Raw genomic sequence first — 15,518 nt, forward strand, 5'->3', positions numbered from 1 at the left:
CTAGATCTCCTCGGGAACCATCGTGATGGCACCGCACGGGCACTCTGCGGCACACACGCCACAGCCCTTGCAGTAGTCGTACTTGAATTCGTAAACACCGGATGCGATCTTTTCCACCGCGTTGTCCGGGCAGACGCCGAAGCAATTATCGCATCCGAAGCAGTTGCCGCAGCTCATGCAGCGGCGCGCTTCGAAGATCGCCGACTCCTCGTCCAGGCCAATGACCACCTCGTCGAACGTCGATGAACGGCGGGCACCCTCGAGCCGCTTGCGAATCTTCGCCGGTGCGTCCGAGTAGTACCACGTCTCCATCCGATCCAGCGTGGCATCGCCATGCTTTTCCGGTGGGGTGTAGGTTCCGCCACGGAGCCAGGAATCGATGTAGCGGGCGGCCTTCTTGCCATGACCGATGGCCACCGTGACGTTCTTCTCCGATGGCACCATGTCGCCACCTGCGAAGACTCCCTCACGGCCGGTCATCATTTGCGGGGAAACCTTGACGTTGCCCCACTCGATCTCGATTCCCTCCACGCCGTCGAGCAGCGAAAGATCGGACTCCTGGCCGAGCGCCATGATCAGCGAATCTGCGGCGAGCTCCTCGTATTCGCCCGTGGGCTGGGGGAAGCCATTCTCGTCGAGCTCCATCTTCTCGATCTTGATCGTTTCCTCGTCCACGTGGTTGACCGTGGAGAGCCAGCGCATCGTGATGCCCTCTTCCTCCGCCTCGGTCACTTCGGAATCGTGTGCGGGCATGCGGTCACGTGTGCGGCGATACAGGATCACAGACTCGGTGGCGCCGAGGCGCTTAGCTGTGCGGGCGGCGTCGACGGCGGTGTTGCCGCCACCGTAAACGACCACGCGGCGGCCAAGGAGCGGACGCTCGTCGCCAGTTGCAGTTCCGCCTTCTTCCACGTCACGCAGCACGTCCACGGCGTCCATGATCTTCGACGCTTCGGCGGCAGGGACGTTGACGTTCTTACCGATCTGGGCGCCCACAGCAGTGAAGACGGCGTCGAATTCCTCGAGAGCCTCTTCGACGTCGGTCACGAGCGTTCCCTGCTCGAAGGTGACGCCCATATCTGCAATCCGCTGGATCTCGGCGTCGAGGATGTCGCGCGGGAGTCGATAGGACGGGATGCCATAGCGCATCATGCCGCCGGGCTTATCGCCCTGATCGCGAATCGTCACGTCATGGCCAAGAAGGGCGAGGTGATAGGCGGCGGACAGTCCCGAGGGGCCGGAGCCAACCACGAGCACCTTCTGGCCCGTGGGCTCGGCATTAATCTCGACCTTCCAGCCCTCCGAAATGGCCTTGTCACCAAGGAACCTCTCCACGGAGTTGATGCCCACGGCCTCATCGACCTGGGCGCGGTTACACGCCGTCTGGCACGAGTGGTAGCACACGCGCCCCATGACGGCCGGAAGCGGGTTGTTGACCATGATCTCGCGCCAGGCTGCCTCGTAGTCACCCTCTTCCGTGTGATAGAGCCACTTTTGAATGTTCTCCCCGGCCGGGCACTGCTTGTTACACGGCGGGAGCAAATCCACGTAAATGGGCCGCTCGGATCGCCACGTACCCGTGAGGTTGTCCATCGACGAGCCGACCTCGAGGGTGATGGCGAATGGGCGCATCTCTTCTGCGCCTTGGGTGGTTGTCATTGGTCGTCTCCCTCGTACTTCACGAATTCATCCAGTGATTCTTCATCGATGAGGTTGTAGCGGCGGATGTTGCGGTCAGCCATCGCCTGGACGCGTGCGATGACCGACGGGTCCGAGCCCTTCTTGAACAGGTGGGCGAATCGGCGCTGCGGCTTGAGGTAGTCCTCCACCGGCACGGGCCGGCGTATCTTCTGCACGGAGGTCACCTCTCCATTCTCGGCTTCGAACACTGGGAACAGGCCGGTCTGGGTCGCCAACCGCGCGATCTTGATGGTGATATCCGAGGCGGTGCCCCAGCCCAGCGGGCACGGGACGAACACGTGGATGTAGCGCGAACCGTGCATGCCCATCGCCTTCGTCACCTTGTACTCGAGGTCGCGAAGATCCGCCACAGTCGCCGTGGCCACGTAGGGAATCTCGTGAGCCATCGCGATGCGCGGCAAATCCTTGCCCTGACCCCAGTTGTTTCCGGGTTCGGGGCCGACCGGCTGGGTGGTGGCCGTGCGCGCTGCCGGAGGCGTCGCGCCCGAGCGCTGCACGCCCGTGTTCATGTACGCCTCGTTGTCGTAGCAGATGTAGAGCACGTCGTCGTTGCGCTCGAACATGCCAGACAGTGCGCCGAAGCCGATGTCCACGGTGCCGCCGTCGCCACCCTGTGCCACGACTCGCACGTCCTTCTTGCCGAGCGCTTTCAGGCCGGCCTGCGCGCCGGTCGCCACCGCGGGCGCGTTTCCGAACAGCGAATGAACCCACGGGAGGTTCCACGAGGTCTCGGGATACGGGGTCGAAAAGACCTCCAAGCAGCCCGTGGCATTGACGGCGATGACGTTGTTATCCGTGGCCGCCATGGCCGCATCGAGCGCGTAGCGCGCGCCGAGCGCCTCGCCGCAGCCCTGGCAGGCGCGGTGGCCGGAGGTCAGCGAGTTGAATCGGAACTTGCCGGACTGAACGGACTGATACTTGTCATCCACCAGGCGGTTTCCGACGGCGAACGAACCGACTTGGTAGAACTTGACTTCTTCACGCGAGGGAATGGCCGTCTGGCGGTATTCCGGCGTGGGCAGATCGACGGATGTCATTTACGCCTCCTTGGTTTCTGCCAGACGCTCCGCGTAGTCGCGCAGCATGTTTTCGGGAATGGCACCCGACTTACGAATGTTCGCCTCGCGGTCGAGCTCGCGCTGGACGAGATCCTCATCCAGATCGAGGAACGTGAGGTTCTCGACCTCGTTCTTCACGGCCTTGTCGAGATACCTGTGCAGCGACTCGACGGTGATGTCACGGCCGCCGAGCCCGGCAATGAGCTCGTGGCACTCGAACCGTTGCCCGCGCAACGCCGCTCGGCAGTGCGAGGAGACGATGCCGCCGATTCCCACCGAGAACGCCTTTTCGAGGACGACGAAGCGATCCGCCTTTTCCAGCACGCGCCGAACCTCGGCCGAGGGGAACGGGCGGAACGCGACGAGCGAGAGCACGCCGATCTTCTCCCCGCCCTCGCGGCGCTGGTCGACGACGTCGCGCAGGGTTCCCGTGATGGAACCGAGGCATACAACGATCGTCTCGGCGTCATCGCACTTGTACTCGTGCATGAGGCCACCCGAATCGCGCCCGAAGACCTCCTTGAACTCCTGCTGAACCTTCGGGATCAGCTCCAGTGCGTCGAGTTGCTTGTGGTGGGCGAGGTAGCGGACTTCGGTGAACGCCTCGGGGCCGACCATCGCGCCGATGGAAATCGGGTCGGCCGGGTCGAGGACCTGGCGCGGCTCGTACGGCGGCAGGAAGCGATCGACGTCGTCTTGGTCCGGAACGTCCACCTGCTCCACGGCGTGGGTGAGGATGAATCCGTCCATGCACACCATGACAGGGAGCGAGAGCTCCTCGGCGATGCGGAAGGCCTGCACGTGGAGGTCGGCGGCCTCCTGGTTATCCTTGGCATAGAGCTGGAGCCAGCCCGAATCGCGCTGGGACATCGTGTCCGAATGATCGTTCCAAATGTTGATCGGCGAGCCGATCGCGCGGTTCGCCACCGTCATGACGATCGGCAGACCGAGGCCGGAGGCGTTGTAGACCGCCTCCACCATGTAGAGAAGTCCCTGAGACGCCGTCGCCGTGTATGCGCGTGCGCCCACGGCGGATGCGCCGATCGAGGCGGACATCGCGGAAAACTCAGATTCGACGTTGATGTACTCGCAGTTCTCCAGCGTCCCGTCCTTGACGAGCGCGGACAGGGCCTCCACGATGTGCGTCTGCGGCGAAATCGGATAGGCGGCGACGACGCCCGGGCGGCACGCCGCAACAGTCTGCGCGACCGCTTGCGAACCTTCAATTTGCTTAAGCATGGAGCGCCTCTCTCTTCGAGTTCACCAATTCGTATGCTTCCTGTGCGGCGGCGACGTTCATCTCGCCCACCTTGCCGGGGAATCGCTCCATGATCGCGTGGGTGACGGATTCCATCTTGTACAGGCCCGTCAGTGCGGCGGCGGCGCCGAGGAGCACCGCGTTCGGAACGGTTCGACCCGTGTGCTTGCGGGCGATGTCGGCTGCCGGGATCGTCATGAAGTGGCCCTTTGGCATCGATTCCTGACGCTCGGTCAGTCCGAGCTCGGCGCTGCGCTTGGAGGAGTTGATCAGCACGTAACCCTGCGGATTCAGGCCCGAAAAGACGTCGATAATGCCAAGGAGCGTCGGATCCTGAACGATGAGTAGATCGGGCTCGAGCACGGGCTCGCGCGTGCGGATCTCTTCTTCTCTGACTCGGCAATAGGCGACGACGGGCGCTCCCGTTCGTTCCGATCCGAAGGATGGGAAGGCTTGGGCGTGGCGGCCTTCCGCGAATGCTGCCATGGCGACGAGATCGGACGCTGTCACAACGCCCTGTCCGCCTCGGCCATGAATGCGAATCTCTACCATGACTTTCATCATAGTGTCGGCCCGAATGAGACGTGCGACACTTTTCGTCACGGTCCGCTTTTCTAATCCCGGAACCGTAAAAAATTGTTCAGGCGGCGAGCTGTTTGGGACTAACGTCCCTATGCGCCGCGGCTTGGCCGGCGTCGGGCGCCGAGGTGTCGCCTCGCCTTATTCGATGCGTTGGGCGGAGGCTCCCCGCTGGGCCGACGCGCTGGCATACACGCACAGGCTTGCGGCCACCGCCGCATTCAGTGATTCCGCCGGCCCCCACATGGGGATGCGGATCGCGTGGTCGGCAAGGGCCAGCTGCTCGTCGGTAAATCCATGTGCTTCGTTGCCGATCAGCCACATCGTGGGTGCGCTGAGAACTGGGGCTTTCGACCCCTCGCCGCCGCTTCCGTGAATATTCGCCAGATCGAACAGGTCTGCGCTGCCCGTCCCATCCGCACACAGAATCTGAAGGCCGGCGTTCTGCGCGAGTGCGGCCACATGTTCGGGGTCGACGCCGGTCATGATTGGCAGGTGAAAAACGGAGCCAACGGAGGACCTGACGACCTTGGGATTGAACAGCTCCACGCTCCCCTGCCCGAGCAGGATGCCATCAGCGCCGGCGGCGTCTGCCGTTCGAATGATGGTCCCGAGATTGCCCGGGTCGTCTGATTCGACAAGGCAGACGACGAGCCGCGAACCGGCGTCGAAAAAGTCCTCGACGCGCTGAGCGCTCGGCGTGTTGATAACGGCGAGCCAACCCTGGGCATCCTCGCTCATCTGCGCGAAGATTCGGGGGTCGACGACGTGCGTATACGGGTCAAGCCGCTGCGCAAGTCCATCAATATCGGGGTGATGCGCAAGGCCCGCATCGGTGACGTACAGATCCCGGATGAGATCAGGCGCGTGGATGAGCACCTCGCGCACGGCCTGTGGGCCCTCAATGAGCGCCTGCCCGAAGCGCTCGCGCTGACGGCGCTGGTGCAGGCCAATCACCTTTGCTATCTGGCCTGTTCGTTCGGCAACGTACTTTCGTGGCACCTGTGAGTCCTTCGGGTTGCGCGGGCGGTGGGTTAGAGATCCTTGAGCCGAGGGGCGTTGAGATCCTTCTCAGAAATCATTGCGCGATTATCGGTATCCACCGGAATGGGCCAGTCGATGCCGAGGTCGGGATCGAGCGGGGCGAGAGCCGATCCGGGCATGCCGGGCTTCCATTCGCGATCGAAGAAGTACAGGTACTCGGTGTTATCGCGCACGGCCTGGAACCCGTTGCACACTCCCTGAGGCACGAGAACCATGACGCCCGGGGTGATGTCCACGGTTACCACGCGGCCATAGGATTCCGAGCCCTCGCGAATGTCGACGTACGCTCCGAAAGCCTCTCCGGATACGACTGTCACGAGCTTCGTCATCGCCTCAGCGTGCAGGCCGCGCAGGCCTCCCTTATGGGTGAGGGTGTTGTTCGCCTGCTCGAACTCAGAAACAAGACCGTGCTCTGCGAGCCACGAGCTGCGAACAAGCTCGCGAATCGTGCCGCGCTCATCGGTCACCTGTTTCGGTGTGATCACCACGAGCCCCTCGATGTCCGTCTGCTTGATCTGCGGCTCTACAATCTCCACCACGCTATATCCCTCTCCTGTGGCCGTGAACAAACTGTCCCGTCAACGAATGCTATCAGCGCAACGCAAAGCGGAGGATTCCCACATGGGAATCCTCCGCTTGGTGCTCGCCATTTAGGCGGCAGGTGCGTTGACGTCCTCCGGGAGGGCGTTCTTCGCGGTCTCAACGAGCGCTGCGAATGCGGTCGGGTCGTTCACGGCGAGCTCGGCGAGCATGCGGCGATCAACCTCAACACCAGCGAGCTTCAGGCCCTGCATGAAGCGCGAGTAGACCATGCCGTTCTGACGAGCGGCGGCGTTGATGCGCTGGATCCAGAGCTTGCGGAATTCGTTCTTGCGGACCTTGCGGTCGCGGTAGTTGTACACGAACGAGTGCGTGACCTGCTCCTTGGCCTTGCGGTACAGGCGCGAGCGCTGGCCACGGTAGCCCTTGGCGCGTTCGAGAGTAGTGTTGCGCTTCTTGCGCGAGTTAACGGCGTTCTTTACGCGTGCCATCTTCTAGTTCTCCTACTATTTACAGGCCAAGCATGCGCTTGACAGGCTTGACGTCGGCCTTTGCAACAGGCTGGTCCGAGGACAGGCGGCGGGTACGACGCGAGGACTTGTGCTCAAGCAGGTGGCGCTTGCCTGCCTGCTGACGCATGAGCTTTCCGCTTCCGGTGACGCGGAAGCGCTTCTTGGCACCCGAGTGGGTCTTCATCTTTCCCATTGGAATATCCCTCTGTTTCTGGCCGCTTTCGCGGCGTTTACGCTCCGAGGTGGAGCACGTTCTTAGTTCGTCTCAGGCGACTTGTTGGCAACGCGGTCCTGATTCTTGTGCGCGCGCTTGGCTTCTTCAGCCTTGCGGAGCTCGCGCTCTGCCTCGCGGCGTCGGCGCTGATCGGACTTCGTCTGGGCCTTACGGCGAATCGGTGCAAGCACCATCACCATGTTGCGGCCGTCGACGCGCGGTGCGGACTCAACGGTGGAGTTTTCTGCGGTGTCGTTGGCGATACGCTCCATGAGACGGACGCCCATTTCAGGACGAAACTGCTCACGACCCTTGAACCGAAGTTGGATCTTGACCTTGTCTCCGTGGTCAAGGAACTTCTTGGCGTTGTTCACCTTGGTCTCGTAGTCGTGCTGCTCGATCTTCAAGCTGATGCGGATCTCCTTGAGCTGCGCATTGGCTTGGTTGCGGCGCGCTTCGCGTGCCTTCTGAGCTGCTTCGTACTTGTACTTGCCATAGTCCATCAGCTTGGCAACTGGCGGATTGGCCTTGGGCGCCACCTCAACAAGATCGAGATTAGCTTCCTGGGCAAGACGCAGTGCGTCCTTGACGCGTACAACACCGACCTGCTCACCGCTAGGCCCGACAAGACGTACCTCGGAAACAGTAATTCGATCGTTGACTCTTGGCTCGTTGATAACGGCTCCTCTTCATCCTTCGACGTGCAATGCGCACGGAGGTCCAGAGGGCACACGGGCACCGCCCGTCTTCACTCTTTAACCCGGTCCCCAATTTCGGAAACTCAAGGTGGGATTTCTCCGCTTGCATCCCGGCAGGTCTGCCGGTGGTGGTCGATAGACAACCTTACCAGTCGCGCCAGCGCCTTTCTAGGCGCGACGCCGTGGAGCGGCACACGTTTTTAGGCACGTGTGCCGCTCCACGGTAATAAAATGTGAGGCTGGCGAGTTAGTTCAGCTCGCGACGCGCCTGCTCGCCATCGAGTGGGAGGCCAAGAACGAGGTTCGTCGGGCACTTGTCCGCCGCCGCCGTTCCGCCAAGGATGCCGGCCACGGCCAGCTGCGAGAGGCCGCCGAACACCTGACCCTCCTTGATCGCCTTGTTCGCGTTGCCCACGAAAATTGCGGCGACGACGCCCTTGGCAATCCTGAAGGCGGTCGAGTTCATGATCCGGCCGATTTGCTGGGTATCCATGTCCATGTGTCTCTCCTTTGATCTACGTCGACTCTACGTGCGCCATCAGCCCGCGGTCAGCATCTTCATTGTCAGCGAAACGCGTTAGTTACGCGCCCGCGTAGAAGGGTCTGATTTCGACGACGTCGAGGCGCGCCTTCACGTACTCGTCGGTCGCCATAACGGCAGAGACGGTTTGCGCAATGTTCATGACGTTCTCGCGGTCCGCGGGCGGGATGAGGTAGAGAACGACGACGGCCGTGCCGTTTGGTCCTGGCTGGATCCCAATCTTCTCGAGTCCGGGCAGGTAACCATCGAATCCGTGCGTGATGCGCTCGACGATCGCGGGATCATCCCAGGGCCCGGTCCAGTCGGTGTCCGTGGCGAGCGCGGCGACCGCCGAGCGCCCGAGCCACGTGACGTTCGTCGACCCCTCGTCGAGGGTCAGTACGCCGTCGCCACGCTGGAGGGCCGCGCTGGCAACCCGCGTGATGTCGATGGGCACCGGCCGCGCCTGGGCATTCCACGCCACGAGCGCGTCGACGCTCGAGAAGATCGGGAACGCCTTGCGGCCACCCGGAAAGTCGACCGTCACGAGCTCATCATCCGGGCACGCCAACGGGTCCTGCTTGTTGTCACGAGAGACGTGATCGCCGATATGGCCGTCCTCATCGCGGCCGGGATGCGCATGCGGAAGCACGGGCATGAGTACGCGCCCGAGCGCGTTGACGATCGACTCCGTGCGCAAATGCTCGGGATCGGCGTACGCCGCGGCTAGCTCGGGAGTGATCCGACCGTCGTCGTTGGAAAAGGGATTGGGCGCAAATATTCTATCGGGCATCGCCGTCCGCAATCTCGAGCGCCTCGGGCAGCGTGAACTTGCCGGCGTACAGGGCCTTGCCCACGATCGCGCCTTCCACGCCGATGTCGGTGAGGGTGCGCAGAGCCGCGATGTCCTCGAGAGCGGACACGCCGCCGGAGGCAACGATCGGACGGTCGGTGCGCTCGCAGACCTTGCGCATGAGCTCGAGGTTCGGGCCCGAGAGCATGCCGTCGGTCTTCACGTCCGTCACCACGTAGCGCTTGCATCCATCTTCGTTCAGGCGGTCGAGGGTCTCCCACAGGTTCCCGCCCTCTTTCGTCCAGCCGCGCGCCGAGAGGGTCTCCCCGCGCACGTCTAGGCCAACGGCGACCTTCTCGCCGTACTCCTTGATGGCAAAGCGAGTCCACTCGGGATCCTCAAGCGCTGCCGTGCCGAGGTTGACGCGCGTGGCGCCCGCCTTTATCGCGCGCTCGAGCGACTCGTTATCGCGAATGCCGCCCGAGAGCTCGATCTTCACGTCGCGCTGGTTGTTGACGATCGAGGCGAGCAGATCGTAGTTCGAGCCGCGGCCAAACGCCGCATCCAAATCCACGAGGTGAATCCACTCGGCTCCCTGCTCAACGAACGCGGCAACCGCCTCGGCAGGATCGCCGTAGACCTGCTCGGTGCCGGCCTCGCCCTGATTCAGACGAACGGCCTTGCCGTCCACAACGTCGACGGCGGGAAGCAATTCAAGACGCTTGCTCATGGTGTCCTTTCTTGGGCTAGATCGAGCCTAGCCAATTGCGCAGGAGTTCAAGCCCTGCGTCTCCTGACTTTTCTGGGTGGAACTGGGTGGCCGAGAGCGGCCCGCTTTCGACAGCCGCCACGAATCGTGTGCCGTGCTCGGCGAATGTCACGAGTGGCGGATCGAAGAGCTCTTCCGTGAGCTCCGCGGCCGGGTCCGACTGCACGGCGTAGGAATGCGCGAAGTAGAAGCGCTCGCTATCAATGCCGTGAAAGAGCGTGGAGCCCGGGGGCACGTCAACCGTCGACCAGCCGATGTGCGGAACGATGGCCGAGGGCAGCCGATCGACGACGCCGGGCCACTGCGCCAAGCCCGCGGCTCCCCCGTGTTCGGTACTCGAGTCGAACATGACCTGCAGGCCGACGCAGATGCCGAGGACCGGGCGCCCGCCGGCGACCCGGCGTTCGATGATCCGATCCGCGCGCGCCGCCTTGAGGCTATTCATGACCGCGCCCATCGCACCCTGGCCGGGCACCACGAGCCCGTCGGCTTCGCGTAGCGCATCCGGATCCGAGGTCAGCTCGGCGTTCGCGCCGAGCTTGTGCAGCGCGCGGACGACGGATCGGACGTTACCGATCCCGATGTCAAGAACTGCGATCACTCGTCGTCCTTCGTGATTCCGAGGTACTTCTCGACATCCTGGACGGACAGGTCGCTTGTCAAGATCGCATCTTTGCCGAGGTCAACCGTGCCAATGATCAGGTGCTCCACCTTGGGATCCACCACGTTGAGCAGGGTGCCGGCCTGGACGTCCTCGCCGCGTTCGCCCTTGAGATACCGAACGGCCGTGACCATGCCCGAAACTCCGGCTTCGCCACCGACGTCGTCGCCGAGCTCGGCGGTCAGGACGACGACGCCGTAGTCCGACAGCTCCGACAGCGGGCCGGCAATGTTATCCGGGTTATCCGAGGGGTTCTCCTGCTCGGGCGCGGCGTCCGGTTCGCCGCCGAGGAGCTCGGCGATGTCCCAGTCGGTGAACGTGGGCTTGTCGACGTCGCGGACCACGCACACGCCCGACTTCGTCCCCACCACGTAGGCCTCCAGGCCGCGCAGGCGAAGCGTGCCCGCCACGATCTCGGGGCGAGCAAACGGCGTCAGAACAACGTATCTGCGCTTGCTCACAGGGCGCCCTTCGTCGAGGGAACGCCCTCAACTCGCGGATCCTTCTCGACGGCTGCGCGCAGCGCACGCGCGAGCGCCTTGAACTGCGCTTCAACGATGTGGTGCGGATCGCGGCCATAGACGAGCTCGACGTGGAGGCAGATGTCGGCATTGAGCGCGAAGGATTCGAAGACGTGGCGCGTCATCGAACCGGTGAAGTGGCCGCCGATGAGGTGGTATTCCTGACCCTCGGGCTCGCCGCGGTGGACCACGTAGGACCGGCCAGACACGTCGACGACGGCGCGCGCGAGCGACTCGTCGAGCGGCACGAGCGCATCGCCGAAGCGGGCGATACCGCGCTTGTCGCCCAGCGCGATCTTGAGCGCCTGCCCGAGGCAGATCGCCGTGTCTTCGACAGTGTGGTGGACGTCCACCTCGATGTCGCCCTCAGCCTCGATCGTCATGTCGATGAGCGAGTGCTTGGACAGTGAGGTCAGCATGTGGTCGTAGAACGGCACGCCCGTGCTGATCGTCGACTTTCCGGTGCCGTCCAGATCGATCTCAACCTTCACAGTCGATTCCGCCGTGGTGCGTTCGACCTTTCCTACTCGACTCACTTCATGGCCTCCTTCAGCCCTGCGACAAACGCGTCGTTTTCCTCGCTCTTACCAACACTCACACGAAGCCAGCCCTCCGGCCCAACTTCGCGAATCAAAATCCCTTGATCTAGAAGCTTTTGCCACGTCGCGTGGCGATCGGCAAACGTTCCAAACATTATAAAGTTTGCGTCCGACGCCGCGACGTTCAGCCCCATGTCCGCCAGCGTGCTCGCCAGCGCGTCCCGGTCAGCCCGGATCTGTCCCACCTGCTCCATGAGCGATTCCCTGTGTGCCAGCGCTGCCAGCGCGGCCGCCTGGCTGACGGCCGACAGGTGGTAGGGCAGGCGCACGATTCGCACCATATCCACGATCTCCTGGCTCGCTGCCATGTATCCGAGCCGCAAGCCGGCGGCGCCAAACGCCTTCGACATCGTGCGCGTGACGATGAGGTTGGGGTATTCGGCGAGGAGCTCGAGCGCGCTGGGAACGCCGTCCCTCCGGAATTCGCCGTAGGCTTCATCCACGACGACGATCGCGTCCGTCTCCCGTCCGTCCACCTGCGGCCCGGCGCCGGCGCTCGCCTCGAGCAACGCTCGCAGGTCATCCGGATCAAGCGCGGTGCCCGTGGGGTTATTCGGGGACGCGAGCAGCACCACGGATGGGCGATGCTCAGCGAAACTGGCCGGGACGGCGTCGACATCAATCCTGAAATCGTCTCCGCGGGGAACGGCCACGAAGTCGGCGTAGACGTTGCGCGCGTACTCGGAGTACATCGAGTAGGACGGCGTGAAGGTCATGACAACGCGACCCGGGCCGGAAAAGGCCTGAAGGATCTGGAGCATGATTTCGTTCGAGCCGTTCGCCGCCCACAAGCGAGAGGCCGGTAGCTCGACGCCGGATTCGACCGCGAGGTAGTCGGCGAGGGCGTGCCGCAGCTCCATGAACTCGCGATCCGGATAGCGGTTGAGGCCCGCACTGACGTCGCGCACGCGCGCGGCAATGTCCTCGACGACGGCCGGGGCGGGCGCGTACGGATTCTCGTTCGTGTTCAACACGATCGGCACATCCAACTGCGGGGCGCCGTACGGTTCCTCGCCGAAGAAGTCGGGGCGAAGCGGAAGTGTCACTGCGCCTCCGTTTCGGGTTGCGGTTGCGTTTCGGGCTGCTTTTGCGTGTCGGCCTGCCCAATGCGCACGGCAATCGCATCGCCGTGGGCTGGGAGATCCTCGTCGTTAGCAAGCGTCGTCAGCGACCCCTGCACGGAGGCGAGAGCGTCGCGCGTGTACTCGATTTCCTGGACGGGCTTGATGAAAACCATAACGTTCAAGCCGGCGGCGAAGCGCGCCGTCCCGCCCGTGGGCAGCACGTGATTCGAACCGGCCACATAATCCCCAAGTGGAACTGGCGTGTACGGGCCCACGAAAATCGCGCCCGCGTTGCGAATGCGCGAGGCGACGGCGGCGGCATCGCGCGTGTGAATCTCGAGGTGCTCGGCGCAGTAGGCGTTCGCCACGTCGATCGCGGCGTCGATGTCATCGACGAGCACGATGCCAGACTGCGGGCCGCTCAGGGCGGTCTTCACCCGCTCGGAGTGCTTGGTCGTCTCGGCCTGCGTGGCGATCGCGGCGTCGCACGCGTCGGCGAATTCTTCGGAATCGGTAATGAGCACCGACGCCGCGGCCGGGTCGTGCTCGGCCTGCGAGAGCAGGTCCGCCGTCACGTACTCGGGATTGGCGCACGCATCGGCGATCACGGCAATCTCCGTGGTCCCAGCCTCCGCGTCAATTCCGACCACGCCGTGCACGGCGCGCTTGGCCGCGGCCACGAAAATGTTGCCAGGGCCAGTCACCACGTCCACGGGTTCGCACAGCACGTCGCCGTCGGACGTGCCCGGCTCGCCCGCGGCGCCGTAGGCAAACATGGCAACGGCCTGCGCGCCGCCCACGGCGTACACCTCGGTGATGCCGAGCAACTTGCACGCGGCAAGAATCGTGGGATGGGGCAGCCCGCCGAATTCCTTTTGCGGCGGCGAAGCGAGAGCGACGTCGGCAACGCCGGCCGACTGCGCGGCGACGACGTTGTGAATGACCGAGGAGGGGTAGACCGCAAGCCCACCGGGCACGTAGAGCCCGACGCGCTCGACGGGGATCCAGCGCTGGCGCACGACTCCCCCGGGCACGATCTGGGTCTGCGTTGGCGTGGGAAGCTGGGCCTCGTGGCCAGCTCGGATGTGCTCGATAGCCATGGTCAGGGCCTGGCGTAGCTCGTCGCTCAGGTCGGCCTCGGCGCGATCGATCGCCTCCTGCGGCACGCGCAGGTGCTCGGGCCGCACGCCGTCGAACGTCTCAGCCAGTGCGCGCAGCGCGCTCGCACCCTCGGTTCGCACGCGATCGATGATCGGGCGAACGGATTCGAGGGCCACATCGATGTCCACCTTGGCGCGCGGAAGCTTGTGGGCTAATTCGGTGCGCGTAAGGCTACTACCACGAAGATCAAGACGTTGGAACATGGATCACATTCTACGCAAGCCACGAGAAAACCGCGGGGGCGCCCACTTAGCGGTCGGCCACCGCGTCGGTAGCGCTGCCAAACCGGCGCTCGCGCGTGGCGTAGCGTTCCAGGCACTGCCACAATGCGCGCCGATCGAAGTCCGGCCAGGCTAAGTCAAGGAACATGTACTCGGCGTAGGAGGACTCCCACAGGAGGAAGTTCGAGCTTCGCTGGTCCCCGCCAGTACGGATGAAGAGGTCGACGTCGGGCAGATCCGGCTGGTACAGGTACGTGCCGAAGAGGTCCTCGTTGATCTGAGACGGCCGGACTCTGCCTCGCTGGACGTCGAGTGCGAGCTCAGCCGCGGCGTCGGCGATCTCGGCGCGCCCGCCGTAGTTCACGCAGAAGTTCACGGTGATGGTCGAGTTGGTGCGGGTCAGGCGCTCAGCTTCCTTGAGTTCCTTGAGAACCGAGCCCCACAGGCGAGCCTGGCGGCCAGACCACACGATTTTTACGCCCCACGAGTTGAGCTCCTCGCGGCGCTTGCGGATGACGTCGCGGGAATAGCCCATGAGGAACGACACCTCGCGCGGCGAACGCTTCCAGTTCTCCGTGGAAAACGCGTAGACCGAGAGAACCTTGACGCCGGCGTTGATCGCTCCCGCAATGACGTCCATAAGCGCGTCCTCGCCGGCCTTGTGGCCCTCTGTGCGCGGGAGATTTCGGGCGTTTGCCCACCGGCCGTTGCCGTCCATGACGATCGCCACGTGATCGGCACCGTGGCCGGTTGGCACGTGATCGCCAACCGGTTCGCCTGGTTCATTCATGAGCGCTCCTCCCCTACGCGCACCATGCGCAACGATTTCACCTTGGTCTCTAGCTGCCATTGCACGAAGGCTGACACCAGCGCGCCGGCCGACTTTCGCGCGCCGTTGACGGACTGGTCCGCAATCTTCCAATCGCCCTCATTGAGCGCGCCGATCAGCTGCCAGGTATCCACCGTGGGGATCGTGGATCCGGGCGGGCGGCAGTCATCGCACACCGCTCCACCGGATTGGACGTGGAATGCCTCGTGCGGGCCGGGCACGCCACAGATCGCGCAGTCAAACACGGCCAGCTCCCAGCCCGAAAGAGACATGGCTCGCAGCATGTAGGACCCGAGTACGAGATCGGGCGGGTGCGCGCCCGTCGCCGCCGCGTGAAGCGCCCCGTGCAGGAGCTGGAATTGGGCGGGGTCCGGGTCGTCGCCCGTCAACCGGTCGGCAAGCTCGAGCATCGCCGACGCCGTGGTGTAGGCGTCGTAGTTGGCCACGAGCGTTCGCCCGTACTGGTTGCGGGATTCCACCTGGGTGATCGTATCGAGATTGCGCCCCTTGTAGAGCTGCACGTCGATCATTGAAAACGGTTCGACGCGCGAGCCGAATCGTGATTTCGTGCGCCGCACGCCCTTGGCCACCGCGCGGACCTTGCCGTGCTGGCGCGAGAGCATCGTGATGATGCGATCGGCTTCGCCCAAGTCATGGCAGCGAAGCACGATGGCATCATCACGGTAGGTCTTCATTCGGTCATTATCTCACCTTGGCGTGGCGATCCCGTGAGGTCCGTGGGTGAACCTCACCGCGCGCCGGAAAGCGAGCGCCGC

19 protein-coding genes are annotated in these 15,518 nt (G+C 63.8%); all 19 read right to left on the reverse strand.

The annotated features are described in order from the left end of the window. Window positions 1-1,659, reverse strand: coding sequence for an NAD(P)-binding protein (locus ACHFFR_RS06770; protein WP_394263505.1), 1,659 nt, complete (start codon window positions 1,657-1,659; stop codon window positions 1-3). After that, a complete protein-coding gene (locus ACHFFR_RS06775; RefSeq protein WP_394263506.1) occupies window positions 1,656-2,738 on the reverse strand; it encodes a thiamine pyrophosphate-dependent enzyme in 1,083 nt (360 codons plus the stop codon). The genes ACHFFR_RS06770 and ACHFFR_RS06775 overlap by 4 nt, the downstream gene beginning before the upstream one ends. Continuing rightward, a complete protein-coding gene (gene porA / locus ACHFFR_RS06780) occupies window positions 2,739-3,998 on the reverse strand; it encodes a pyruvate ferredoxin oxidoreductase (protein ID WP_394263507.1) in 1,260 nt (419 codons plus the stop codon). It lies immediately after the preceding gene. Continuing rightward, a complete protein-coding gene (locus ACHFFR_RS06785) occupies window positions 3,991-4,569 on the reverse strand; it encodes a 2-oxoacid:acceptor oxidoreductase family protein (protein WP_394263508.1) in 579 nt (192 codons plus the stop codon). The genes porA and ACHFFR_RS06785 overlap by 8 nt, the downstream gene beginning before the upstream one ends. 168 nt (window positions 4,570-4,737) lie before the next feature. Continuing rightward, a complete protein-coding gene (locus ACHFFR_RS06790) occupies window positions 4,738-5,598 on the reverse strand; it encodes a TrmH family RNA methyltransferase (protein WP_394263509.1) in 861 nt (286 codons plus the stop codon). A 32-nt stretch (window positions 5,599-5,630) separates the two neighbouring features. Continuing rightward, on the reverse strand, window positions 5,631-6,179 hold the full coding sequence (locus ACHFFR_RS06795; RefSeq protein ID WP_394263510.1) for a dTDP-4-dehydrorhamnose 3,5-epimerase family protein: 549 nt from the start codon (window positions 6,177-6,179) through the stop codon (window positions 5,631-5,633). 111 nt (window positions 6,180-6,290) lie between these two features. Continuing rightward, the gene (gene rplT, locus ACHFFR_RS06800; protein WP_394263511.1) at window positions 6,291-6,671 is read right to left on the reverse strand and encodes a 50S ribosomal protein L20; all 381 of its coding nucleotides are present in this window, start codon (window positions 6,669-6,671) and stop codon (window positions 6,291-6,293) included. A 19-nt stretch (window positions 6,672-6,690) separates the two neighbouring features. After that, window positions 6,691-6,885 carry a 50S ribosomal protein L35 gene (rpmI, locus tag ACHFFR_RS06805; RefSeq protein WP_394263512.1) on the reverse strand — a complete coding sequence of 65 codons (195 nt, stop codon included), beginning with the start codon at window positions 6,883-6,885 and terminating at the stop codon, window positions 6,691-6,693. A gap of 62 nt (window positions 6,886-6,947) precedes the next feature. Next, window positions 6,948-7,583: a translation initiation factor IF-3 gene (infC, locus tag ACHFFR_RS06810; RefSeq protein ID WP_394263555.1), complete on the reverse strand. Its 636-nt coding sequence runs from the start codon at window positions 7,581-7,583 to the stop codon at window positions 6,948-6,950. Between the two features lie 268 nt (window positions 7,584-7,851). After that, the gene (locus ACHFFR_RS06815) at window positions 7,852-8,097 is read right to left on the reverse strand and encodes a hypothetical protein (protein ID WP_394263513.1); all 246 of its coding nucleotides are present in this window, start codon (window positions 8,095-8,097) and stop codon (window positions 7,852-7,854) included. A gap of 88 nt (window positions 8,098-8,185) precedes the next feature. Beyond that, complete coding sequence (locus ACHFFR_RS06820; protein ID WP_394263514.1) at window positions 8,186-8,917, reverse strand: SseB family protein; 732 nt, start codon at window positions 8,915-8,917, stop codon at window positions 8,186-8,188. Further along, complete coding sequence (gene priA / locus ACHFFR_RS06825) at window positions 8,907-9,647, reverse strand: bifunctional 1-(5-phosphoribosyl)-5-((5-phosphoribosylamino)methylideneamino)imidazole-4-carboxamide isomerase/phosphoribosylanthranilate isomerase PriA (RefSeq protein ID WP_394263515.1); 741 nt, start codon at window positions 9,645-9,647, stop codon at window positions 8,907-8,909. Before priA ends, ACHFFR_RS06820 begins: the two co-directional genes overlap by 11 nt. Window positions 9,648-9,663: 16 nt before the next feature. After that, window positions 9,664-10,287 (reverse strand): imidazole glycerol phosphate synthase subunit HisH, encoded by a 624-nt coding sequence (gene hisH, locus ACHFFR_RS06830; RefSeq protein WP_394263516.1) that lies wholly within the window; start codon window positions 10,285-10,287, stop codon window positions 9,664-9,666. Then, window positions 10,284-10,808, reverse strand: coding sequence for a hypothetical protein (locus ACHFFR_RS06835; protein ID WP_394263517.1), 525 nt, complete (start codon window positions 10,806-10,808; stop codon window positions 10,284-10,286). The genes hisH and ACHFFR_RS06835 overlap by 4 nt, the downstream gene beginning before the upstream one ends. After that, window positions 10,805-11,404, reverse strand: coding sequence for an imidazoleglycerol-phosphate dehydratase HisB (gene hisB / locus ACHFFR_RS06840; protein ID WP_394263518.1), 600 nt, complete (start codon window positions 11,402-11,404; stop codon window positions 10,805-10,807). The genes ACHFFR_RS06835 and hisB overlap by 4 nt, the downstream gene beginning before the upstream one ends. Further along, on the reverse strand, window positions 11,401-12,513 hold the full coding sequence (locus ACHFFR_RS06845) for a histidinol-phosphate transaminase (protein ID WP_394263519.1): 1,113 nt from the start codon (window positions 12,511-12,513) through the stop codon (window positions 11,401-11,403). Before ACHFFR_RS06845 ends, hisB begins: the two co-directional genes overlap by 4 nt. After that, window positions 12,510-13,895, reverse strand: coding sequence for a histidinol dehydrogenase (gene hisD / locus ACHFFR_RS06850; RefSeq protein ID WP_394263520.1), 1,386 nt, complete (start codon window positions 13,893-13,895; stop codon window positions 12,510-12,512). The genes ACHFFR_RS06845 and hisD overlap by 4 nt, the downstream gene beginning before the upstream one ends. 46 nt (window positions 13,896-13,941) lie before the next feature. Next, window positions 13,942-14,703: a polyprenyl diphosphate synthase gene (uppS, locus tag ACHFFR_RS06855; protein WP_394263521.1), complete on the reverse strand. Its 762-nt coding sequence runs from the start codon at window positions 14,701-14,703 to the stop codon at window positions 13,942-13,944. After that, window positions 14,700-15,437, reverse strand: a complete 738-nt coding sequence (recO, locus tag ACHFFR_RS06860; protein ID WP_394263522.1) for a DNA repair protein RecO — start codon at window positions 15,435-15,437, stop codon at window positions 14,700-14,702. Before recO ends, uppS begins: the two co-directional genes overlap by 4 nt. Window positions 15,438-15,518: the final 81 nt, after the last annotated feature.

This window comes from Trueperella sp., assembly GCF_043424875.1.
In the GTDB taxonomy this organism is placed as follows: Bacteria; Actinomycetota; Actinomycetes; order Actinomycetales; family Actinomycetaceae; genus Trueperella.